We start from the raw sequence: 22157 nt of genomic DNA on the forward strand, positions 1-22157 counted from the left end.
CGGCGCGCGGCGCCTCCCCGGCGGCCGGAAATGCCGGCAAAACGTGCGAGAGGTGCGAGAGGCGCGCGAGGACGCCCCCCGCCGCGGCGCCGGAGCGGGCGCACAGCGCAACAGTTGGCCCTGACGTGGCAGGTAGGCTAACGCGGGACGTATGCTCGCGAAGCGCATCATCCCGTGCCTCGACGTCAAGGACGGCCGCGTCGTGAAGGGCGTCCGCTTTGTGGGGCTGCGGGACGCCGGGGATCCGGTCGAGGCCGCCCGCCGTTACGACGCCGAGGGCGCGGACGAGATCACGTTCCTCGACATCACCGCGTCGCACGAGAAGCGCGGCATCATCCTCGACGTCGTGGCGCGCACGGCGGAGGTGCTGTTCACGCCGCTGACGGTCGGAGGCGGCGTCAAGTCCGAGCAGGACATCAAGGCGCTCCTCGACGCGGGGGCGGACAAGGTCGCGATCAACACGGCCGCCGTCAACGATCCCGACCTCGTGCGGCGCGCCGCGGACCGCTGGGGTGCGCAGGCGATCGTCGTGGCGATCGACGCGCGCCGGATCGCGGATCCCTCGCGCGTGGCCTGGACGGTGGTGACCCACGGCGGCCGCCGGGACACGGGGCGCGACGCGGTCGCGTGGGCCGAGGAGATCGCGCGAGCGGGCGCGGGCGAGCTGCTCGTCACGAGCATGGACCGCGACGGCACGCGGGACGGCTACGACCTCCTGCTGACCGCCGCCATCGCGCGGGCCGTGCCGGTCCCGGTGATCGCCTCGGGCGGCGTCGGGACGCTGGATCACCTGCGCGCCGGCCTCGTCGAGGGAGGCGCCGACGCCGCGCTCGCCGCGTCGATCTTCCACGACGCCGAGTACACGATCGGCGAAGCGAAGGCGTACCTCGAGGCGGCGGGGGTGCCGGTCAGGCCGGCGCGCGCGGGCGAGCCGGGCGACGCGGCGGGCCGGGGGCGCTCGTGAGCGCTTGCGTCACGCTGGAGGAGGTCGTCGCGGCGGCGCACGCGCGGAGCGCCTCGCTGGTGCCGGAGACCTCGGGGTACCTCGCGCTCGCCGTCAGCGACGCGACGTCGCGCCTGCCGCTCAGGCTCGACGATCGCGCGGTGCTGCTCACGACCGAGGGCACCGTCACGGTGCGCACGCGCGGCGACGCGGTGGCGCCGGCCGAGGCCGCGCGGCTGCTCCGCGACCTGCTCGCCCGGCTCCTCGCCGCGTCCGCCGGCAGCATGCCCAACCTCACGGCGACGGCGCGCCCGCGCCCCGCGCACGAGCAGGACCCGGAAGCCGTCGCGCGGGAGCTCGAGGCCGCGCTGATCCCGGTGAACCGCAACGCCGCCCGGCGGGCGCTGGCGCGGCTCGCCCGTGAGACGCTGCGCGCCAAGGAGGCCGGCCGGCTGAGGCGCCCGCGCCCGGAGGTCCAGGCGAGGCCTGCGGCGCCGGAAGCGGACGAGGTGCCGCCGCCGCCGCAAGCGGAGCAAGCGCGGCGCGATGCGATCGCCGCTGCCGCGCACTGCGACGCCCCCGCTGCTCCGCGCGGCGACGCCCCCGCCGCCGCGCGCGGCGACGCCCCCGCTGCTCCGCTGCCGAATCCCATCGTGGAGCTCACGCTCAGCCCCGGCCCGGTCGCACCTGCGGTCGTGGAGCTCACGCTCAGCCCCGGGCTCGTCGCGTGTGCAATCGCCGGGGTGGCGCTCCCGGCGCCTGCGAGCGCGGGCGATGCTGCCGGGGCGGTAGCTGTCGCGCCGTGTCCCGAGAACCCGCCAGCGCCTGCGGACGCCGGCGAGCAGGTCGAGGCGCTGCCGGAGCCGACCCCGACCGTCGTGCAGGCGGTGGTTGAGATCCATGAGGCCGCAGCGCCGGCCGAGATCCCGGCCATCCCGGAGCTCATCGAGCCTGCCCGGACGATCGCGCCGGTGGCGCCGCGCGCGCGCGCCGCGGCGGAGATCGCCCCTGAAGAAGCGCGGCCCGTGCCCGCGCCATCGCTCGTCGTCAGCGGCCCCTCTGCCTGCAGCGAAGCGCTCACGAGCCCCGAGGGGATCGAGGTGCTCCTCGTCGACTTCACCCCTGGTCCCGCCGCCGTCGCGCTGTCTTCCCGGGAACCGACGCCGACCGATTCGATCCTCGTCGAGGTCTCCCCGGATCCCGCCGAGGTCGCGCCGCTCTCGCAGGAGCCGACGCCGACCGTGGCCATGGCCGTCTGGGAGGAACGGGAGGCCGCCGACGGGGCCGCGCTCTCGCACATGGCGGACGCGCCTGCCAGCGTGAGCGAGGTCCCGGAGTCCATCGAGACGTCGCGCGCGCCCGCCATCCAGTTCATGGCGGCGGACGCGGCGCTCCAGGTCACACCGGCCTATGGCACCTGGCCGCTCGTTCGTCGGGCAGACCTCGTCGTGCCCGCGGTTCCTCGAGCGGCCGTCGCGCCGTTCGACGAGACGCCAGCAGCGCGCCACACGCTGCCCTGGCCCCTTCCGGCGCAGCGCGACGACGACGCTCCGGCGACGCCGCACCCGACGGCTCCGGCCGCGCCGATCGAGGCCTTGCCGGCGGCGGATGCCGACGGCCCGGAAACCGCGCACGCCGGCGCGCCGCCCGCGGACGCAGCGCCCCAGGAAGTGTCCGCGGACGCAGCAGCTCCCGAGGAACCGTGCGCTCATCTGGCTCCCGAGCAGCCGCCCGCAGACGCAGCACCTCCCGAGCAGCCGCCCGCCGATCTGCCGCCCGAGCAGCCCCCCGCTGACCTCGCGCCCGCGGATGCAGCGTCAGCGCAGCCGCCCGCCGATCTGCCGCCCGAGCAGCCCCCCGCTGACCTCGCGCCCGCGGATGCAGCGTCAGCGCAGCCTCCCGCCGACGCAGAGCCGCAAGAGACGCCGTGCCCGGCGGAGCTCGGTCCCATCGATGCGATCGTGTGGAACGCCTCGCGGCGATCCCGGAGCGCGCGCCCTCCCGCGGATGGCGTCGGCGCAGGCGCGTCCCGGGTCGACGAGCTCGTCGCGCGCTTCGTCGCGCAGTCCGAGCAGAGCACGCAGCGCCGCGCGGCGCGCAGCATGAAGGCGCTCGCTGGCCTCGACCTCACCCTCACGCCGCCGCCGGTCGCTGCTGTCTCCGGCACCTCCGCGCGCGCAATCCCCGGCGCGCGCCCGCCGCTCGCCGGGGCGCTGAGCCCCGTTGCATCCGAGCTCGCCCCCCCCGAATCCGCTCGGGTCGTCCCGACGGACGCCGCCACCAGGCCGCCTGTGCCGCTGGTGGCCCCGCGCCGGCGAGGTCTGTCCTTGTGGCTTGCGCTCCTCGCGCTCGCCCTGCTCTGCGCCGGGCTCGCTGGAACGCTGCGGCCGGAGGTCTTCGCCTCGCTGACGGAGCCGCTCGCGCGGGGAGCGCTCTAGAGCGGCGGTCACCCGCACAGGAGACGGGCCCAGATCGGCGTTTTCGGCGCGCAAGCGCACTCCGGTGCGCTGAGCACCGAAAACGTCGAGGTGGGCCCGTCTCCGAAGCGGGTGGCCGTCGCTCCCCTCGCGATTGACGTTGCCCCGGGGGAGCGACGACACTCGTCGCCATGCAAGAGCAGAACATGGCGATCGTGAAGTCGCTCGTGAGCGTGGCGTGGGCGGACGGCGAGTTCCACGAGGCCGAGCGCGAGATGGTGGAGGGGCTGATCGCGGCGTTCGAGGCGAACGAGGACCAGGCGAAGGAGATCCGCGCCTACGCCTCCCAGCGAAGGACCCTGGACGACGTGCCGCTCGGCGAGCTCGGCGGCGACGACCGCCGCGCGCTGCTGCAGCACGCCGTGCTGCTCACGTTCGTCGACGGCGAGCAGCACGACGCGGAGAAGCAGTACATCGCAGCGCTGAGCAAGAAGCTCGAGCTCCCCGAGCCGGAGTCCGCGGAGATCATCCAGGCGGCCGAGGCCCGCGCCCGACGCCTCCTGACCTTGCTCTGACGCAGCCTTCGCGGCGCCTGAACGTAGCTGGCCCGGCCGCCGCCGGGACTCCCGCCGCGCTTCCCCCACCCACCGCACCACCGCCACACCTTCACCTCCAGGCGGTATTTCCAGCAAGGAAAGGCCCTGGCGGGATAGCGACAGCAGAATCTCTTGACAGCGTGGACGGCATGCAAGACGATATCCAACAAAGATAACGACTTTCATTTTCATGTTCACGAAGGGGTTGCCGACCATGCCTGTGAAGAGAACCTGGTTGTCCGCGCAGCGGACCGTGCTCGCGACGTTCGGACTTTCCTGGTGCGTGCTGCTCGGCGGAGTGGCTGCGTGCGGAGATGACTCCGGCGACCCAGAGAACTCCGGGGGCGGCGGCGCTGGCGGCGCTCCCTCGACGAGCAGCAGCGGCGGCGGCGGCGCCGGCGAGGGCGGCGGCACAGGCGGCAGCGACACAGGCGGCGGCGGCGCTGGCGAGGGCGGTGGCACTGGCGGCAGCGACACAGGCGGCGGCGGTGCTGGCGAGGGCGGCGGCACCGGCGGCAGCGACACAGGCGGCGGCGGCGCCGGCGAGGGCGGCGGCACCGGCGGCAGCGACACAGGCGGCGGCGGCGCTGGCGAGGGCGGCGGCACCGGCGGCGGCGACACCGGCGAGGAGCCTTGGTCGACCGGATTCGCAGGCGTCGTGGCGCTCGACGAAGCCACGGACGACCGCTTCTGGGCCGTCGCGTTCGACGCCGCGTCCAGGGCTTACGCTGCCGGGCACGTGGCCGTGGCGGGCGACACGTACATGGCGGTGGCGCGCTTCAAGACCGATGGCTCGTTCGACACGACCTTCGGCGCGAACGGGGTCGCGAGGGTCAACGTGGTCGCAGGCAAGACCACGGAGACCGCGCGCGGCATCGTCCTGCAGTCGGACGGGAAGATCGTGCTCGCCGGCCAGGTCGAGCACGACCCGAGCGCCACGCCGTCGGACGCGGATCTCGCGGTCGTGCGGTTCAACACCGACGGCACGCTGGATACGACCTTCGGCACGGAGGGCATCGCCATCCACGATCTCGGCGCCGGCGAGGGCAACACGGGCGATCTGCTCTGGGGCGTCGACCGCGACGCGAACGATCGGCTGGTCCTCTTCGCCAGCAAGAAGGCGGCGGCTCGCGCCGATCGGGATCGCGCGATCGTGCGGCTCACCGCGAACGGCGCCCTGGACACCACGTTCGCGACGGAGGGCGTCCACACGCTCGACGTCGACGGGCTGAACCTGGGTGACAACCCGCGCAACGGGTTCGTGCAGGCCGACGGCAAGATCTTCTCTTCCGGCTACACGAGCGTGGGCGGCAGGAACCAGATCGTGCTGCTGCGGCTGAACCAGGACGGCACCCCGGACACGACCTTCTCGTCGGACGGCGTCGTGAGGCTCGCGCCGTTCCCGCTCGGCATGGCCGAGGCCTACGGCGCGGCTCGCCAGTCGGACGGCAAGTACGTGACCACCGGCTACGGGCGCTCCGAGGAGAGCGGGGCCGTGGATCTCGTGTCCTTCCGCGTCACGGCCACGGGCGGGTTCGACCCCTCCTGGGGCGTGGGCGGCGGCGTCCTCCTCGACGTGGCGGGCGACAACGACCGCGGGCGCAACCTCCTCGCCCTGCCCGACGATCGCGTCGTGATGGTCGGGAGCGCCACCCCCGCGACGGGCAACGTCGACGGGATGATCGCCCTGTTCGACAAGAACGGCGCCCTGGACACGCGCTTCGATCCGAACGGCTACCGGCGCTACAGCTTCGATCGCCCCGACGACTCGCTCTACGGCGTCGCGCTGTCGCCGAACGGCGCATGGCTCGCGGCCGCCGGGTACCGGTCCGACGGCGACGGGCCCGAGGACGACGACGCGACGCTGGTCCTGCTGCCGGTCCCGGCGCAGAGGGACTGACGCTCACACGACCGACTCGACTCGCGCTGGGAGGCGCCCCCCGCCGCGCCGTGCAGGCAGGCGGGGAGCGCTCCCTCCGTGTTGACGGGCGGGGGTACGACGGACGATTCTCGCGCGAAACGAGCTCGGGGCCGCCGCGACGCCGGCGGGCCCCGGGCGAGCGCCCGTATCTCGGAGAGGCTGCATGAACAGCGTGAGGCCGACAATGAACCGCGCCCGGAGGGCGGGCCGCCGCCTCTCGACAGCGCTCCTGCTGTCGCTCGTCGGCGTCGCCGCGGCCGCCGGGTGCCGCAAGCCGCCCCCGGACGAGGTGGTCTATACGGGCCAGGGCGCGGGGCCCGGCGTCGCGCAGCCGCCGGGCAGCGGCGGGTCCACCCCCGAGCCTTCGACCGGGAGCGGCTCCACGAGCACCACGGCGGCCTCCTCCGCGATCGCCACGACCGCTGGCGCGGGGGGCGCCGGGAGCGCCAGCGGCGCCGGGGGCGCGGGGGGCGGCGAGCCGGTCCCCGGCGACGTGTGCCCCCCGGTCCCCGTCGCGGAAGGCCCCTTCAGCAAGGCCAAGCTGATCACCGCGGCGGCGGACTGCGCGCTGAACCGCGCCTGCGAGTTCGAGGCGCAGGCGCGCGCGCTGCACGAGAGCGCCGCGGCCCTCGCCCGCGGCCCGGGCGAGCCGAGCGCCGCCGCCGCGCGCGACGCCTGGCTCGCCGCCATGACGGTCTGGCAGGAGGCGGAGCTCTTCCGCTTCGGCCCCGCGGCGAGCTCCACGCAGCCCGGAGGACAGGACCTCCGGGATCAGATCTACTCCTGGCCCCTCGTGAGCCGGTGCAAGGTCGACGAGCAGATCGTGAGCCGCGCCTATGCGCAGCCGAGCTTCTCCTCGTCGCTCATCAACGGGCGCGGCCTCGCGGCGTTCGAGTACCTCGTCTTCTACGGCGGCGGCGACAACGCCTGCACGCAGTTCTCCCCCATCAACGCGAACCGCACCTGGGCGGCGCTCTCCGCGGGAGAGCTCGCGCAGCGCAAGGCCGATTACGCGGCGGCGGCGGCGGCGGACGTGCTCGCCCAGGCAGGCGCGCTCGCGCGCGCCTGGGCGCCCGAGGCGGGGAGCTTCCGGGAGAAGCTCACCCGGGCCGGCCAGGGGAGCCCCGTCTTCGCGACCGAGCAGGACGCGCTCAACGCGGTGAGCGACGCGATGTTCTATATCGAGAAGGAGCTGAAGGACTGGAAGCTCGGGCGCCCGCTCGGCTTCACCGAGGACTGCGTCACGCCCACCTGCCCGGAGGCGCTGGAGTCGCGCTTCGCCCTCGCCTCGGCGGCGCACCTCAAGGCCAACCTGCGCGGCTTCCGGCGCCTGTTCCAGGGCTGCGGCGAGGGCGGCGAGGGCGTCGGGTTCGACGACTGGCTGCGCGCGGCGGGCTCCGCCGATCTCGCCGATCGCATGCTGCAGGCGCTGTCGGGCGCCCAGTCGGCCGTCGACGCGCTCGACCTGCCGCTGGAGCAGGCGCTCTCGACCGACCGGGCGAAGGTCGAGTCGGTCTACACCGCCGTGAAGGCCCTGACGGACCTGCTCAAGACGGAGTTCGTCAGCGCGCTGAACCTCGAGCTGCCCCAGTCGTCGGAAGGTGACAACGACTGAGCCCCCCGGCCGCGCGGGCCCCCTTGGGCTCGCGGCGGCGTGGTCGCGCGCGGCCGCGGGGCTGCATCGAGCGCTGTTTCGCCCGATCGACATCGCCTGGCTCGCGGCGTTCCGCGCCCTGTTCGGGCTCACGATGTGCGTGAGCATGGCGCGCTTCATCGCGTATGGGTGGATCGACGAGTTCTTCGTCAAGCCGGGCTTTCACTTCAAGTACTGGGGCCTCGCGTGGGTCGAGCCGCTCTCGCCGGCCGGGATGCACGCCCTGTTCTGGGCGCTCGCGGCGCTCGCCCTGGCGCTCGCCCTCGGCTTCATGTTCCGCGTCGCGGCGCCCCTGTTCGTCGTCGGCTTCACCTACCTGCAGCTCATCGACGTCACGACGTACCTCAACCACTACTACCTGGCGAGCCTGCTGGGCCTGTTGCTCGCGGCGTCGCCGGCGCACCGCGCCTGGTCCATCGACGCGCTGCTCTCGCGGCGCAGCGAGCGCTCCGTCTCCGCTGCGTGGCTCTACCTGCTGCGCTTCCAGGTCGGCGTCGTGTACACGTTCGCGGGGCTCGCCAAGGCCCACGCCGACTGGCTCCTGCACGCGCAGCCGCTCCGCATCTGGCTCGGCTCGCGCACGGACATGCCGGTCCTCGGCCCGCTCTTCACGCACCCGTGGGCCGCGCCGCTCATGAGCTGGGCGGGTTTCCTGTTCGACACCAGCATCGTCTGGCTGCTCCTCTGCCGGAGGCTCCGCCCCTTCGCGTACGCCGCGGTGATCCTGTTCCACGTCGTCACGCGCGCGCTGTTTCCGATCGGGATGTTCCCGGTGATCATGGTCCTCTCCGCGCTCGTGTTCTTCCCCCCGGAGTGGCCCCGGCGGCTCCTCTCCCGGCTCCGAGCGCGCGCGCTCCCCGCCCACGGCGGCGCCGGCGCGCCGCGAGCGCCGCAAGCGCCGCAACCGACCACAGACGAACCCGCCCTCCCCCCGGCGGCGCCGCCCTCGCGATCGCTGCGCGCCCTCGGGCTCGCGCTGGGCGCCGCGTACTGCGCGGTTCAGCTCGCGATGCCGCTCCGTTTCCTCGCGTACGGCGGGAACGTGCGCTGGCACGAGCAGGGGATGCGCTTCTCCTGGCGCGTGATGGTGCGCGAGAAGAACGGGAGCGTCACCTTCATCGTCCGCAGCAGGCGGACCGGCCGGACATGGCATGTGAGCCCGCGGGAGTACCTGACGCGCCTGCAGGAGCGCGAGATGGCGGGCCAGCCCGATCTCATCCTGCAGCTCTCCCGTCACATCCGCGAGGACTTCGAGCGCCGCGGCCGCGGGCCGGTGGAGGTGCGCGCCGACGCCCTCGTCTCGCTCAACGGCCGCCGCATCGCGCGCCTCATCGATCCCGGCGTCGATCTCGCCGTGGTCAGCGACGGCCTCGGCCCGGCGCCCTACATCCTTCCAGCTCCCGAGGGGCCTCCCCCCCACATCCGCCCCCTCTGATCGGCGCGCGCGTCCCCGTCGGGCTCCACGCGCGACGCAACGTCGGACGCCAGGTCAGAACGACGCTTTGGCGCCGACCTGGATCCAGCGCGGCGCGTTCGGCCGGGCGCCGAAGGGCCGGCGCGACACGATGACCTGGGAGCCGAGGATGTTCCGCGCGTTCGCGTAGAGCACGAGCGGCCCGACGACACGCACCCTGGCGCTCGCGTCGAAGAGGAGCTGCTCGTCGGTGGCGAGCGCCCGGGACATGGGCTCGCTGCCGGCCTTCTCCCGCATGGCGGACATGTAGGTGGCGCCCACGGCGACGCCGGCGCGCTCGTGCTCGACGCCGACCGAGAGGCTCGCCTGGTGCCGCGGGACATAGGGCATCTCGTCTCCCTTCACGACGCGGCCGAAGATGGGGTCGTCCGAGGCGAAGCTCGAGAGGAACTCGGTGCGGGTGAGCGTGTAGGCCGCGGTGATCGGCAGCTTGAGCTGGCCGAGCGGGACCTCGTGCTCCGCGTACGCCTCGATGCCATAGATCCGGGCCTCGCCCGCGTCGTACTGGCGATCGAGATCCGCGTCGAGACAGCCGCTGGAGAGCGTGCAGACATCCGTGATGTTCGAGTAATCGTTGAAGTAGCCGATGATCTCCGCGCGCAGCGGCCCGTCGGCGAAGCGAGCGCCGCCCTCGTAGTTCACGCTGAGCTCGGGCTCGACGTGCTCGTCGCTCCCCGGCGCCGGGGGGCTGAATCCTCGGTAGGCCCCGGCCAGGAGGCCGAGCGCCTCGGTGATCGCAAGGTAGGCGCCGGCGCCGGGCAGGAGCGCCTGCGCGAGCCGCGTTTGCTCGCTCCCGGCCGCGCGATCCACGAGGGCAGAGCGCATGAGCTCGATCCGGACGCCGGGCGTCACCGTGAGCGCTCTCCAGGTGATCGCGTCGCTCGCGTGGAGCGCGATTGCCTCGGTCCACGCCTCGTTGAACTGGGTCACGACGGTCGGTCCGCCGTCCGGCACGAGCGCGCCGCCGAGCACGAGAAACCCGTTCTCGCTGTGGCGGCGCTCGACCCGATCGTGGTGCAGGCGCAGGCCGTACTCGACGCGGTGCGAGACGGGCCCCGTGGCGACGTTCCAGCGGACGCGGGTCTCCACGCCTTGCGACACGAAGTCGCGCTCGTTGGGGCCGATGAGCAGCGCCTCGCCCGGCGTCGAGCTGTCGAGCTGCCCGGTCAGCACGGCGTAGTACACCGCGTTCTGCGGCGTGTCCGGGGCGGCGAGCACGTCGAACAGGTTGGCCCCGCGGAAGCCGTTCACCTTGCGCCACACGCGCGAGAAGTCGTTCCGGTACACGGTCGTCGTCACCGACAGGTCGCGCGACGGCTCGAGCACGTGGGTCAAGGCGAGCGCGGTCCGGTGGTTGCGCATGCGGTCGAGCGCGCTCACCCCGTAACGGCGGAGCGGGTCCTCCTCGAAATCCCCGTCCGTGATGCCGAGGTACGTCTCGTTGGAGAGCTCTTCCGAGTAGGTGAGCTTGAGGCGGAGCTCGTTCTTGATGCGGGCGGCCGGGTCGACGAGGTAGCTGCCCTTGACCATCACCTCGTTGCGGTAAAACCCTGTGTCCGCGCCGCTCGGGAGCTCCTTGAAGCCGTCGCTCCGCAGGTGCACGCCCTCGACGAGGAAGTCCATCTGACCGTCGCTCGTCCCGAGATAGGCGTGCGCCTTGCCGTAGCCGTACTGGCCCAGCGCGAGATCGAGCGCGCCCGACGCGAGCGACGGGGCGGAGCGGGTGACGAGATCCACGGTGCCGCCCACGGTCTGCGGGCCATAGGCGATGGCCCCTGGCCCCTTTATCACGCGCACGTTCGACATGCGGGTGATGAGCGGGAAGTAATAAGCGGCTGGCGCGGAGTACGGCGCAGGAGAGATGGGGACGCCGTCCTCCATGAGCGTCACCTTCTTGCTGCGATCGGGGTTGACGCCGCGAACACCGATGTTCGGCCGCAGGCCCAGCCCGTCCTCGCCCCTCACGTACACGCCGGGAACGCTGACCAGCACGGCGTGGGGATCGTCGTGCTCGAAGCGCTCGAGCTGGCGGCTCTTGATCACATGAGCCGAGCCCGCGGTCCGCGTCACGCGCGTGCCCGCGACCGTCACCTCCACCGGCGCATCGCCTGCAGGCGCCGCCGGCGCCGGTGCAGCGCCTTCCTGGCTCGCCGCCGGCGCGCCATCGGAGGGTGCCGCCGGCGCATCGCCGGGAGCAGCCGCCGGCGCTGGCGCAGCAGCATGCTGGTCCCCCGGCGGCGCATCGCCGGGAGGCGCCGCCGGCGCATCGCCGGGAGGCGCCGCCGGCGCATCGCCGGGAGGCGCCGCCGGCGCATCGCCGGGGGGCGCCGCCGGCGCCGGTGCAGGTGCGTCCCGGCCCGCCGCCGGCGCTCCCGTGCCCGGAGGCGCTCCCGGCATCGCTGGATCCCCCGGGGCCTCCGAGCTCGGTTCAGGAGACTGCGCATGAGCGACCCCGGCCACGGTGATCAGAAGCACGGGAACAGCGAGCCCAAGACGGGCCCGGAAGGGACGGGTCTGCGTTGACATGTAATATATATTACGAATCCACCGAATCAAACCGCATCGCGAGCTCGGTGGGCTCGCGGCGTGTCGAACGCGCGGTCAACAGGGGCCTACTACAAATGAAAGTCAGCATCGAGTAGCCCTTGAACAGCGCAGGCCGACGTGCGCTCACGCCAGACGGCAGCGCAGACGACAAGGAGCGCGCACCGCCGTCCGCGCAGCCACGGAAGGTCTCCGCCGGTCCGAGAGAGGCCGCCCCTGCAGGGCCGAAGCTTCCACGCGATGTTGCCGCGCCGTCGCAACCACGTCGCCCCTTCAGCGCATCCTCCCGCCGCTCGGACCGCCCCGGAGCGTTCGTCGTCGAGGAGTGCTCATGAATTACGACATCGGCATGATCTGCCCAGCCTGCGGCTGCGTCACCATCTTCCAGGCCGGCACCACCACCCCGCGGCGATGCGCGCGCTGCCACGACATGGACGCGGAGGCTCCGCTCCCGCCGCCGTCGTACGAGCGGCCGACATTCCCCGGCGGGCGCAGCCGGAGGCCCGAGGCCGCGCAGCTCGACTGGATGGAATGATCAGACCGGCGCGCCGAGCTGCCGAAGGAGCTCCCGCACCACCCCGCAGGCGCAGTGCTCCCGGTAGGCGCGCGTCGAGCGCAGGTCGTCGATGGGCGAGATGTCCTGCGCGACGGCCGCGTCGATCTCCGCCGCGGTGAGCTCGGCGAGCGGACGGGACACGCAGAGCGCGCGCACGCTCGGCAGCAGCGCCGTCGTCGGCGCGACCGACGCCATCCCCAGCCCGAGCCGCGCGGCGCGCCCGGATCGCACCTCGGCCACGCCCGCGAGCGCGACCTTCGAGATCGCCTGCGCCCGCCGCGCGCCGATCTTCCGCCAGTACCAGGGCGACCCGGGCGCCGGCAGCGCGATCTCCACGGCGACGATCACCTCGTCCGGCGCGCGCGACGTGCGCTTGTAGCCCGTCTGCAGGGCGCTCATCGGGATGCGCCGCTCCCCGCGGACGCTCTGCACCACGACGGTCGCGTCGTAGGCGGCGAGCGCGGCGACGCCGTCGGCGGCCGGCGACGCCGTGGCCAGGTTGCCGCCGAGCGTGCCGCGCGCCTGGATCTGCACCGCGCCCACGTCGCGGCTCATCCGCGCGAGGAGCGGCGCCCGCGCGGCGATCGCGTCGCTCCGGAGCAGCTCCAGGTACGTCGTCGCGGCGCCGACCCGGAGCGTGTCGCCGGAGAGCGAGATGCCTCGCAGCTCCGAGAGCCGGGACACGTCGACGACGAGCGGCGCCGCCGGGCTCCCTGCCGCGACCTCGAGCGGAGGCCTGAGCTCCTGCTCGACGACCCAGTCGGTGCCGCCGGCCAGGAGCGTGACCGGCGCGCCGAGCGCGGCCCGCTCCGCCACGATCTCGCACAGCGGACCGAGCCCGGCGACGTGCCGCATCTCGAACAGGCGCAGATCGGCGAGGCTCACGGCGCCGCCCCTCCCCCGCCGCGGCGCAGCGCGGCGGCGGCGCGGACGCTCTCGACGATCCGCTGGTACCCGGTGCAGCGGCACAGGTTGCCGGCGAGCGCCTCGCGCACCTCGAGCTCCGACGGATCCGGGCTCCGCGCGAGCAGTGCCTCCGCCGAGAGCAGCATGCCCGGCGTGCAGATCCCGCACTGCGCGCCGCCCTCCTCGACGAAGCAGCGCTGCAGCGGCGACAGGTGTCCGGCGCAGGCGAGGCCCTCGACCGTCGTCACGTGCCGCCCCTCGCACTGCCCGATCGCGATGAGGCAAGCGTTCACCGGGTCGCCGTCGAGCAGCACCGTGCACGCGCCGCACTCGCCCTCCGCGCACCCCTCCTTCGTGCCCGTGAGCCCGAGCGGCCCCCGGAGCGCGTCGAGCAGCCGCGAGAGCGGCGGCAGATCGACCTCGCGCGGCGAGCCGTTGACGACGAGCGATACCTTCATGCGCGATCCCCTCCCCCTGCCGCCTGCCGCGGCGTTGCGGCGGCGCGCGCCGCCTCGAACAGGCGCTCCGGCGTGAGCGGCAGCGCGCGCGCGGCGATCCCCGTCGCATGCTCCACCGCCGCGGCGATCGCGGGCGCGGCGCCGTCCATCGGCAGCTCGCCGATGCCCTTGGCCCCGCCGCCCGGGCCGAAAGGGAAGGGCTCCTCGACCAGGACGACGTGGAACGGCGGCGCGTCGAGCGACGTCGGGATGATGTAGTTGCTCATCCGCGGGTTCCTGATCTTGCCGTCCTGCCAGACGATCTCCTCGGAGAGCGCCCAGCCGATCGCCTGGAGGCTGCCGCCCTCGATCTGCCCCGTGCACATGACCGGGTGGATCGCCTTGCCCGCGTCGACGGCCGACCAGAAGTCGACGACCGTCACCTCGAAGGTGTCGAGGTCCACCTCGACCTCGGCCACGTCGCACGCCCAGCCGAAGCACGGGTACGCGTCGCCCTTGTACGCCTCGTCGTCCCAGCGCACGAAGCCGGGCGGCTCGTACTGCTTCAGCGACGTCACCTGCCCCTCGCGCGCGAGCAGCCGGTCGGCCGCCTCCTCGAAGGTCAGCGCCGGCGGCGCCCCGGCCGCGCCGCCCTGCGGGGCGCTCGCCTGCCATGCAGCCCGCGCCGCATCCTGCTCCGCGCGCACGCGGCCCGCCAGATCGCGCGCCGCAGCCTCGAGGATCGAGCCGACCACCATCACCGTGCGCGACGCCACGGTGGGCCCCGAGTCAGGCACGGTCGTCGTGCACGGCACCGCGAACTCGACCCGATCGATCGGCAGCCCCGCGGCGTCCGCGGCGATCTGCCGGAACACCGTCTCCGTCCCCTGGCCGATGTCCGTCGACGCGGTGCGGACGCGGAGGCGGCCGCCAGGCGCGAGATCCAGCGCGACCTTGCCCTTGAGGAAGCGCTCGCCCGCCCCGGTGAAGCCCGCGCCGTGCATGAACACGCTCAGCCCGATCCCGCGCGCCACCCGCCCGCGCACGATCGGCCCCGCCGCGCGCTTCTGCCGGTAGCCGCTCGCCGCGATCGCCCGGGCGACGCACTCCTCGCCCGCGACGCTCGCGCGGAGCACCTGGCCGGTCGCCGTCGAGTCGCCGGGGCGCAGGACGTTCTTCGCCTTCAGATCGAGCGGATCGCAGCCGAGCTCCTGCGCGACGCGGTCGATGTGCCGCTCGATCGCCCAGATCGTCTGCGGCGCGCCGAAGCCGCGGAAGGCGCCGTTCGGCGGCGTGTTCGTCGCCACCGCGGTCGCCTCGATCCAGACGTCGTCCCAGCGGTAGGCGCCCGTCGCGTGCAGCGCGCCGCGCGACAGGACCACCTGCGACAGCGTCGCGTAGGCGCCGCCGTCCATGAGGATCCGGATCTTCAGCGCGCGGAGCGCCCCGTCGCGGTCGCAGCCGCTCGTGATCTCGCAGGAGGCCGGGTGGCGCTTCGTCGTCGCCTCGATGTCCTCGGTCCGGTCGTAGATCATCCGGACCGGGCGGCCGCTCTTCTTCGCGAGGAGCGCCGCGTGGAGCGCGATGACCGACGGGTACTCCTCCTTGCCCCCGAAGCCGCCCCCGGTCACCGACTGCGTGACGTGGATCCGCTCGGGCGGGAGCCCGAACGCCTTCAGAAACGCCTTGTGCACGTAGAACGGGCACTGGAGCGAGCCGATCGCGTGCGCGCCGGCCTCGTCCCACCACGCGACGACCCCCTGCGGCTCGATGTAGAGCTGCTCCTGGTGGTGCGTGGCGTACGTGCCGGAGACGACCACGTCGCAGCGAGCGAGCGCCGCGTCGATCTCGGCCTCGCCGCGCTCCCGGTCGACGTCGGCGCGCCCCTTCGTGATGAGGAAGCGCTTGAAGACGTTGTCGGTGCCCCAGACGAGATCCTCGCCCTCGAGCGCGGCGCGCGCGTCGAGCACCGGCGGCAAGGGATCGATGTCGAGCGTGACCGCCTGGACCGCCCGCGCGAGCTTGAGCCGATCCGCGCAGCCGAGCAGGGCGATCGGCTCGTAGGCGTGGTTCACCCTGCCGGCGGCGAGGATCGGCTGATCGTCCAGGATCAGCGCGACCACGTTGACCGGGACGTCCTCGGCGAGCACCACCGTGACGTCGCTCCAGTCGAACGCGGGGTCGAAGCGAACCCCCCGGAGGATCCCGCGGGGCACGGGGCTCCGCACGGTGCGCCCGAAGATCTCCCCCGGCATCGCCGGGATGTCGTCGACGTAGCGCGACGCCCCCGTGACCTTGGGAGGGCCGTCCGTACGGGGCACGCTGCTCCCCACGGTGCTCGCTGACGCTGGAGGGTTCGTCGCCATTCGGATGCTCCTCCTCACCGACGATAGCCCGGTCCCCCGGGAGGCGTCGACCCGAGCGCGCCGTGGGGCGCGGCCCGCGCAGCTGGACGATCGCCGGCCGCCTTCAGGCGAGAAAGCGCGGCGGCCCCCCGAGCACGCGGATCACGTCGACGGGCACATTCAGGTCGTGCAGCACCCCTGGATCGTCCACCTCCTCATCGACGCACCTGTCGCCCAGCGCCCTCAGGTGATCCCGGAGCGGCGGCGGATCGGCCTCCAGGTAACGCTGGAGCGCCTCGGTGCGCAGCACCACCGGGTGCCCGCCGCGGCCGAGGTGCCGCGGCCGCACCGCGAGCGGCGACGTCGCCAGGGAGGCGCCCGCCTCGAGGCGGGCGAGCAGCCGCGCCACCGTCGCGGCGCGCGCGGGGGGCACGTCGACAGGCGTCACGATGACGGCGTCGGCGTCGCCGATGCGCGGCGCGGCGACGGCCAGCGAGCCCGCCGGCCCGAGGTCGTCCGGCGCGGACCACGAGACCAGGTCGATGCCCGGCTGCACATGGGCCAGCAGCGCGTGAAAGACGGAGCTGCGCACCACCACGAGCACCCGCGCGCTCTCGGCCGAGAGGCGGGCCTCCGCGTGGGCGATCGCCAGCGGCCGCTCGGCCCCGCCCTTCGTCGATGACGGCCAGGCCAGGAGCGCCTTCGGCCCCCCGAGCCGCTTGCCCGCGCCCGCGGCGAGCACGATCGTGGTCACTCGATTCATCCAGCCTGCTCCTCTCCGGCGGACGTCGTGCCGGCCGATGACCATCGAGCGCGCTGCCGCCCCGCGCGCCACGCGACGAGCTCCGCGGCCAGGGCGACGCTGATCTCGGCCGGCGTGCGCGCCCCGATGTCGATGCCGACCGGCATCCTGACCCGCGCGACGTCGCCCTCCGGCACCCCCCTCGCCTCGAGCCGCGCGCGCGTTCGCGCGGCCTTCGCGCGGCTCCCGACGCCGCCCACGTACCCGAAGCCGCGCGCGAGCGCCCACGCGAGCGCCTCCTGATCGAGGGCGTGGTCGTGCGTCATCACGAGCGCCGCCGCCTCGCCGAGCTCCCTCGGCAGGCCCGTCAGCACCTCCGGGTCGTCGTGCTCGGCGAGCACGAGCCGCACCTGCTCCCCGGGCGCCGGCGCGAGATCCCGCGGCGCATCGTCGTACGCCGACGGCGCGCGGGCGAGCGGCGCCGCCGCCGGCACGCGGGCGGGGTCGGCGGCGGCGGCGCGCGTGTCGCAGAGGGTCACGCGGAAGCCCAGCGACGCGAGGAGCGGCGCGGCGAACGCGCCCACGTGCCCGGCGCCGATCACGAGGACGTGCACGGCGGGCAGCAACGGCTCGATGAGCACCTCGACCGAGCCGCCGCAGCACATGCCCAGCGTCGGGCCCAGGCGGAACGTCTCGAGCTTCGGCGCGCTGGCGAGCTCGTCGAGCGCGCGCCCCATGATGCCGAGCGCCGCCCGCTCGACGGCGCCGCCGCCGATCGTGCCGATCGCGGTGAGATCGTCGATGAGGCAGAGCTTCTGCCCCGGCGTCGACGGCGCCGAGCCGTGCCGCGCCACCACCGAGGCGAGCACCACCCGCCGCCCCGCCTCGAGCGCGTCCAGGGCCGCCCGAAGCACGTCGTGCGGGAACGCCGTCCTCGGGATCACCTGGCTCAGATCCAGCATTGGTAGATCCTACGTTCTCCTGCCCGGCCGTGAAACCGGGCGATGAAGGGCAAGACCCCCTTTCAAACCGTGCGTGCGGATTTCCCGCACACGGCTTACCGGTGGTCTCTCGGGCCGCTGCATTACGCAGCCTCCGGGTACTGGACGGTCCCGCGCAGGCGGTGGAGCCCGTGACCTTCGACGAAGAAGTCGCATGTCCAACCCTCGGCCTCACCCGCGCGCAGGTTGCGCCCCTTGCGCTTCTTGAGGAAGTCGCGGAGTCGCCGCCACACGTAGCCGTCGATCTGGTTGAACTTGCCCGTCGCGTTCCCGGTGCGGAAGTAGTTGCCCCAGCCGCGCAGCACCGGGTTCAGAGCGCGGATCAGCACCCGCACGTCCTTCACCCCGTTCCGGGCTCGACCGGTCAGCTCCTTCACGCGCTGCCGCACCCGCTTCATGCTGCGCTGAGAGGGCCAGCGCTGGAGGAAGTACACGCGCCGGCGTGACTGCTCCCAGATCGGCCCGCTCATGCGCTTGCGCAGGTGGCAGCCGAGGAAGTCGAAGCCCTCCTTGCCCAAGGAGAGATCCACCCGCCTCGTCTTATCCGGGTGTAGCTCCAGCCCGAGCCGCGCGAGCACCTCGCGCACGCGCCTCTCGGCCTGCTCGCACGCCGACCTCGTGGCGCACATGACCACGAAGTCGTCCGCGTAGCGCACCAGCGTGCCCAGATGGGCACCATGGCGCTCCCACGCTACATCGAGCACGTGCAGGAAGATGTTCGAGAGCAGTGGAGAGATCACGCCGCCCTGCGGTGTCCCCGAGAGCGTCGCTACCTCCCGCCCCTCTTCCATCACCCCGCACCGGAGCCACTGCCGCAGCAGCTTGAGCACCCGCCGATCCGAGACGCGTCGCTCGACCAGCTTCATTAGCTTGTCGTGGTCGATGCTCCCGAAGTAGTCGCGGATGTCCGCGTCCAGGACGTGGTTGCCTCTGCGAGCTCCCAGCTTGCGGAGGGTCTCCAGCGCCTGCGTCGCGCTGCGGCGAGGCCGGAAGCCGTACGAGCTCGGGCGAAAGTCCGCCTCGAAGATCGGCTCCAGCACCAGCTTCGCCGCCATCTGCACCACCCGGTCCCGGATCGTCGGGATGCCTAGCGGCCGCTTCTTCCCATCGGCCTTCGGGATGTACCGGCGCAGCACCGCTGCCGGCCGGTACGTACCTGCTCGCAGTGTGACGCCGAGCTCTTCGAGGAAGCGCTCCACGCCGTGCTGCTCGATATCGGCGAGCGTCTGGGCATCGACGCCTGCCGCACCTCGGTTCCGCTTCACCCGCTTCCACGCTTCCACGAGGACGTCACCCCTCGCGATGCGGTCATACAACGCGTGGAACCGGCGCCCCGGATACCGCTTGGCCGCGACCCACAGCCGGCGTTGGAGTTGTCGCACTTTGTCCTCGGGCTCGCGCCCGCGGGGGTGGTTGGGACCGGTCCTGCCGGCCATGCCCTCGCGCTTACCTCCTCGACCGACGCGACCACCGCAGGGGCCTCTCCCTCCGGCCGCGTTGTTCGTCGCGGCCATCAACGGTACTACGGCCCCCTCGGACTCCCGCTGCGCAGCGCTCGATTTCACCTTCGGCTTATACGAGCCACCTTGCCGTGACGACGGCAACGCAGACGGGTCTCCCGTGTTCCGCACCTCTCCTTGAACGCGTGCTGCGCCCTCTACCCCGGAGGGACCCGTCGCGCGTTCTGCTCCGGACTGCGGCGCGTCGGGCATGGCCTTCGCCGTGGCATGCGCGGCTCGGCTCCCTCGTTGTTTGTCTGTCGAGGCGGCAGGCTTCACTTCATGTTGCGGCCCGCGTTCTTGCTCCCTCCGTGGAGGCTTTCGACGCCCCGCTCGGACCGCGGGGTCTCCCCCGTCAGTCTGGGGCCTGCTACCGGGCGCTCCGGCGCTTACCCGGGCGGGACTCGCACCCGCTGGAGACGTGCAGCCTGAGATCGCTCCCCTACCCCGCGAACGGGGCCCGGGATCGAGCTCGTCACGGCGCACCATGATTGAGACTCTAGCGACCCGGCGACCGAAAACGAGAGCGCCGAGAGCCCCGGCGCCGAAAGAGCTTGCTGGAACGCCGCGCTTGTACCGAAAGTCGAGCGCGCTCGGAGAGCGGCGCAGGCGTCCCCCGAGATCCCGGCCCGCTGTGACCGCCGGGATCCACATAAAAACGCGGAGTTACAAGCCACGATGCCCCCCCCTGCCACGCTCGACCCCGACCTCCAGCGCGCCCTCTCCGATCCGGGCTTCACGCCGGGCCGCCGCCACTTCGCCGCCCTGATGGATCTGCTCGAGACGGCCGATGAGCCCGCCGAGCTGGCGGAGCGGGCCCTGCGGCGCGCCGGCGCTGCGGCGCTGCCCGCCGCGCTCGAGCGCGCGGCCGGCGCGCCGCCGGCGCTGCGCGCGCCGCTCACCCGGCTCGTCGGCAAGCTGATGGCCGCTGGGCCGATCGATCCCGAGGTCTCGGAGCGGGCGCGCGACTACCTGCTCGCCTGCCTCGGCGACGACGATCGCCGCACGCGCCGCATGGCGGCGGTGGCGCTCGGCAAGCCGCGCGCGGCGGACGCCGGGCGAGCGCTCGTCGAGCAGGCGCTCGCCGAGGCGGCGCGCAGCGAGCGCTCGCCCGACGTCCGCCGCGCGCTGATCGACGCGCTCGGCAAGGTCGGCGGCGGCGCCGCGCTCGAGGCGCTGGCCGAGCTCGACGGCGACGACATCGCCGGCGTGCGCGCGCGCGCCGAGCTCCTGGCCAGGAGGACCCTCACGCGCGGCGAGCCGTCCGAGATCGCCGGCGATCGCGCGCCGGAGCGCCCCCTGCGGGTGGCGGTGCGCTGCCGGCGCGGGCTCGAGGCGATCCTCGCCGAGGAGCTCGCGGCGCTCGGCGCGGGCTCTCCCGGCGGGGCGCTCGTCCCCGAGCTCCGGAGCGATCCGTGCGGCGGCGCGCGGGTCGAGGTGATGCTGAGCGGCCGCCTCGACGCCCTGTTCGGGGCGCGCACGATGCTGTCGTTCGCGTTCCCGCTGCCGCTGCGGAAGCTCGACCAGGGCGCCGACCTCGCCGCGGCGGTCGCGGAGCGGCTGCTCTCGCGGGAGGCGCGCGAGATCCTGCGCCGCTTCACCCAGGGCGCGATCCGCTACCGCATCGACTGGGCCGGCGGCGGCAAGCGCCGGGCGGCGGTGTTCCGCGCCGCGGCCGCCGTGGAGGCGGAGGCCCCGGAGCTCGTGAACGATCCGACCCAGAGCACGTGGGACGTGGTCGTCTACGAGGGCGCGGGCCGTGTCCGGGTCGAGCTCGCGCCGCGCCTGCCCGACCCACGGTTCGCGTACCGCCGGGGCGACGTGCCCGCGGCGTCGCACCCGACGATCGCGGCCGCTCTCGCGCGCATCGCGGGGGCGCGCGGCGACGACGTCGTCTGGGATCCGTTCGTCGGCTCGGGCCTGGAGCTCTGCGAGCGCGCCCTGCTCGGACCGTACCGGCGGCTCGTGGGCTCGGATCGCGATCCTCGAGCCCTGCAGATCGCGCGCGAGAACCTCGACGCCGCGGGCGCGCGGGGCGCGGAGCTCCTCCAGCGCGACGCGGGCGGCGCGCCGCCCCCGGGCGAGGCGCCCACGCTGATCCTGACGAACCCGCCCCTCGGGCGGCGCGTCGAGCGCACGGGAGATCTCGACGCCATGCTCGATCGCTTCGTCGAGGGCGCCGCGCGCGCGCTCGCGCCGGGCGGCAGGATGGTGTGGATCTCGCCGTTCCCCGAGCGGACCGAGGCCGCCGCGCGCCGCTCAGGCCTCCGGCCCGAGGTGCTCCTGCGCGTGGACATGGGCGGCTTCGACGCGCAGATCCAGAGCTTCCACAAGGAAGCGCTCCGGCCGCGGGCGAGCCCCGATCGGCGCGACGGCCAGCGCGGGGACCGGCTCGACCGCCCCCCTGCCGGGCGCGGTGGGCGCGGCCCCCAGCAGGCCGAGCTGCGCGGCGAACAGCATCGCCCCCCCCGCCAGGAGCAGCGCCACCACCACCGCGATGATGATCCCGAGCCGCCCCGAGCGGTCGGGCGGCGCGTCGGTGATCAGGTCGAAGCCGCCGGCCGTGCCGAGGGGCGACGGAGCCGGCGCGGCTGAGCCCTGCGCCGGGCTCTGAGCGGGCGCCGCGCTCTGCTGCGCGGCGACGGCGCCGTGCGTGGCCGCCGAGGCTTGCTGCGATGGGCTGAGCGCGCCGGCCGCGGCGGAGCCCGGCCCGAGGAGCGCGCCGCCCCTCGTGGACGACGCGGCCGCGGGCGCCCCCGCGGCTCGTTCGAGCGGCGCCGCAGCGGAGCGACCTGCCGCCGCCGCATCGGCGAGCGCCTCTGGCGCGCCGAGCATCGGCGTCGCGTCGACCGGGGGCGGCACGACCGGCGTGGGAGCCTCCCGCGACCGCGTGGGGACGTCGTCATCGTCATCGTCGCGGTCGTCGACGACCGTGGGCGCATCGAGCGTGGGCTCGTCGAGCATGTCCCCGTCGAGATCGCCGAGGAAAGGCAGCTCGCCGCTCCGGGGCCGAGGTCTCGCGACAGCTTCGGGCTCCGCGTCCGGGCGCTCGCGCCCCGGGAACGCCGGCGCTGGCGCTGCGACCGCGGGCGGCTCTCGAGGCCCTCCAGCCGGCGGCGCCG

The 22157-nt window shown here is 73.9% G+C and carries 15 protein-coding genes; 8 read left to right on the forward strand and 7 right to left on the reverse strand.

What is annotated here, in order from left to right; translation table 11 throughout:
• Positions 1–151 precede the first annotated feature (151 nt).
• From hisF to WMF44_RS31805, 6 genes are all read left to right on the forward strand, one after another.
• Positions 152–964 (forward strand): imidazole glycerol phosphate synthase subunit HisF, encoded by an 813-nt coding sequence (gene hisF, locus WMF44_RS31780; RefSeq protein ID WP_437293798.1) that lies wholly within the window; start codon positions 152–154, stop codon positions 962–964.
• A complete protein-coding gene (locus WMF44_RS31785; RefSeq protein WP_437293799.1) occupies positions 961–3381 on the forward strand; it encodes a hypothetical protein in 2421 nt (806 codons plus the stop codon). The genes hisF and WMF44_RS31785 overlap by 4 nt, the downstream gene beginning before the upstream one ends.
• 170 nt (positions 3382–3551) lie before the next feature.
• Positions 3552–3935, forward strand: a complete 384-nt coding sequence (locus WMF44_RS31790) for a TerB family tellurite resistance protein (RefSeq protein ID WP_437293800.1) — start codon at positions 3552–3554, stop codon at positions 3933–3935.
• A gap of 235 nt (positions 3936–4170) precedes the next feature.
• A complete protein-coding gene (locus WMF44_RS31795) occupies positions 4171–5856 on the forward strand; it encodes a hypothetical protein (protein ID WP_437293801.1) in 1686 nt (561 codons plus the stop codon).
• A gap of 184 nt (positions 5857–6040) precedes the next feature.
• Positions 6041–7492 (forward strand): imelysin family protein, encoded by a 1452-nt coding sequence (locus tag WMF44_RS31800; RefSeq protein ID WP_437293802.1) that lies wholly within the window; start codon positions 6041–6043, stop codon positions 7490–7492.
• Positions 7479–8966: an HTTM domain-containing protein gene (locus WMF44_RS31805; protein WP_437293803.1), complete on the forward strand. Its 1488-nt coding sequence runs from the start codon at positions 7479–7481 to the stop codon at positions 8964–8966. Before WMF44_RS31800 ends, WMF44_RS31805 begins: the two co-directional genes overlap by 14 nt.
• Positions 8967–9020: 54 nt before the next feature.
• Here the strand turns inward: WMF44_RS31805 and WMF44_RS31810 are convergent, their stop codons facing one another.
• Positions 9021–11402 (reverse strand): TonB-dependent receptor family protein, encoded by a 2382-nt coding sequence (locus WMF44_RS31810; protein WP_437293804.1) that lies wholly within the window; start codon positions 11400–11402, stop codon positions 9021–9023.
• Between the two features lie 478 nt (positions 11403–11880).
• Here WMF44_RS31810 and WMF44_RS31815 point away from each other — a divergent pair, with 478 nt between their 5' ends.
• Positions 11881–12084 (forward strand): hypothetical protein, encoded by a 204-nt coding sequence (locus tag WMF44_RS31815; protein ID WP_437293805.1) that lies wholly within the window; start codon positions 11881–11883, stop codon positions 12082–12084.
• On the opposite strand, the gene WMF44_RS31820 is transcribed toward WMF44_RS31815, so the two are convergent.
• The 6 genes from WMF44_RS31820 to ltrA form a co-directional block, all read right to left on the reverse strand.
• Positions 12085–12990 (reverse strand): FAD binding domain-containing protein, encoded by a 906-nt coding sequence (locus WMF44_RS31820; protein WP_437293806.1) that lies wholly within the window; start codon positions 12988–12990, stop codon positions 12085–12087.
• Complete coding sequence (locus tag WMF44_RS31825; RefSeq protein WP_437293807.1) at positions 12987–13469, reverse strand: (2Fe-2S)-binding protein; 483 nt, start codon at positions 13467–13469, stop codon at positions 12987–12989. Before WMF44_RS31825 ends, WMF44_RS31820 begins: the two co-directional genes overlap by 4 nt.
• Positions 13466–15814, reverse strand: a complete 2349-nt coding sequence (locus tag WMF44_RS31830) for a xanthine dehydrogenase family protein molybdopterin-binding subunit (protein ID WP_437293808.1) — start codon at positions 15812–15814, stop codon at positions 13466–13468. Before WMF44_RS31830 ends, WMF44_RS31825 begins: the two co-directional genes overlap by 4 nt.
• 103 nt (positions 15815–15917) lie before the next feature.
• A complete protein-coding gene (locus tag WMF44_RS31835; RefSeq protein WP_437293809.1) occupies positions 15918–16556 on the reverse strand; it encodes a nucleotidyltransferase family protein in 639 nt (212 codons plus the stop codon).
• The gene (locus tag WMF44_RS31840) at positions 16553–17497 is read right to left on the reverse strand and encodes an XdhC family protein (RefSeq protein ID WP_437293810.1); all 945 of its coding nucleotides are present in this window, start codon (positions 17495–17497) and stop codon (positions 16553–16555) included. The genes WMF44_RS31835 and WMF44_RS31840 overlap by 4 nt, the downstream gene beginning before the upstream one ends.
• Positions 17498–17619: 122 nt before the next feature.
• A complete protein-coding gene (gene ltrA / locus WMF44_RS31845; RefSeq protein WP_437293811.1) occupies positions 17620–18918 on the reverse strand; it encodes a group II intron reverse transcriptase/maturase in 1299 nt (432 codons plus the stop codon).
• Positions 18919–19713: 795 nt separating this feature from the next.
• On the opposite strand from ltrA, the gene WMF44_RS31850 reads away from it, so the two are divergent.
• Complete coding sequence (locus tag WMF44_RS31850) at positions 19714–21630, forward strand: HEAT repeat domain-containing protein (protein ID WP_437293812.1); 1917 nt, start codon at positions 19714–19716, stop codon at positions 21628–21630.
• Positions 21631–22157 lie beyond the last annotated feature (527 nt).

Source organism: Sorangium sp. So ce426 (assembly GCF_051475585.1).
Lineage (GTDB): Bacteria > Myxococcota_A > Polyangia > Polyangiales > Polyangiaceae > Sorangium > Sorangium cellulosum_B.

Bases quoted from the DNA above. Each gene is read 5' to 3' on its own strand.
- WMF44_RS31810 (WP_437293804.1), bottom strand. From the start codon at position 11,402: ATGCCGGGAGCGCCTCCGGGCACGGGAGCGCCGGCGGCGGGCCGGGAC.
- WMF44_RS31815 (WP_437293805.1), top strand. From the start codon at position 11,881: ATGAATTACGACATCGGCATGATCTGCCCAGCCTGCGGCTGCGTCACC.
- hisF (WP_437293798.1), top strand. From the start codon at position 152: ATGCTCGCGAAGCGCATCATCCCGTGCCTCGACGTCAAGGACGGCCGC.
- WMF44_RS31840 (WP_437293810.1), bottom strand. From the start codon at position 17,497: ATGCTGGATCTGAGCCAGGTGATCCCGAGGACGGCGTTCCCGCACGAC.
- WMF44_RS31850 (WP_437293812.1), top strand. From the start codon at position 19,714: ATGCCCCCCCCTGCCACGCTCGACCCCGACCTCCAGCGCGCCCTCTCC.
- WMF44_RS31795 (WP_437293801.1), top strand. From the start codon at position 4,171: ATGCCTGTGAAGAGAACCTGGTTGTCCGCGCAGCGGACCGTGCTCGCG.
- WMF44_RS31830 (WP_437293808.1), bottom strand. From the start codon at position 15,814: ATGGCGACGAACCCTCCAGCGTCAGCGAGCACCGTGGGGAGCAGCGTG.
- WMF44_RS31790 (WP_437293800.1), top strand. From the start codon at position 3,552: ATGCAAGAGCAGAACATGGCGATCGTGAAGTCGCTCGTGAGCGTGGCG.
- WMF44_RS31800 (WP_437293802.1), top strand. From the start codon at position 6,041: ATGAACAGCGTGAGGCCGACAATGAACCGCGCCCGGAGGGCGGGCCGC.
- WMF44_RS31825 (WP_437293807.1), bottom strand. From the start codon at position 13,469: ATGAAGGTATCGCTCGTCGTCAACGGCTCGCCGCGCGAGGTCGATCTG.
- WMF44_RS31835 (WP_437293809.1), bottom strand. From the start codon at position 16,556: ATGAATCGAGTGACCACGATCGTGCTCGCCGCGGGCGCGGGCAAGCGG.